Source organism: Flavobacterium aureirubrum (assembly GCF_038739835.1).
GTDB classification, from domain to species: domain Bacteria; phylum Bacteroidota; class Bacteroidia; order Flavobacteriales; family Flavobacteriaceae; genus Flavobacterium; species Flavobacterium aureirubrum.
In genome coordinates this window covers 1-220 of the sequence record NZ_JBCGDO010000181.1, presented here as the reverse complement: position 1 = coordinate 220, position 220 = coordinate 1, and the positions used below count along the sequence as shown (strand labels likewise).

Genomic DNA, 220 nt, shown 5'->3' with positions numbered 1-220 from the left:
AAGAATGAAAAACACCATCTATAGAACAAACTCCATGTAATTTATATCCGTAAAACCAGTTATTTTGAGAAGCACAAAACCCTTTTGAAGGAGCAGTTTCAAACTCATTTTTACAAATTTTAATTCTGTTGTGACGAGCAAATTTGCATATCTCTAATGGCATACTATCAACGATGAAATAATCTTCAAATTCTAAAAAATGTGAAGCAAGTTTTATTCT

General features: G+C 29.5%; 1 pseudogene. It reads right to left on the bottom strand.

Annotation, left to right across the window (positions count from 1 at the left end):
* Positions 1-220 (bottom strand): annotated as a pseudogene (locus tag WFZ85_RS16580) (IS982 family transposase); the annotation flags it as partial.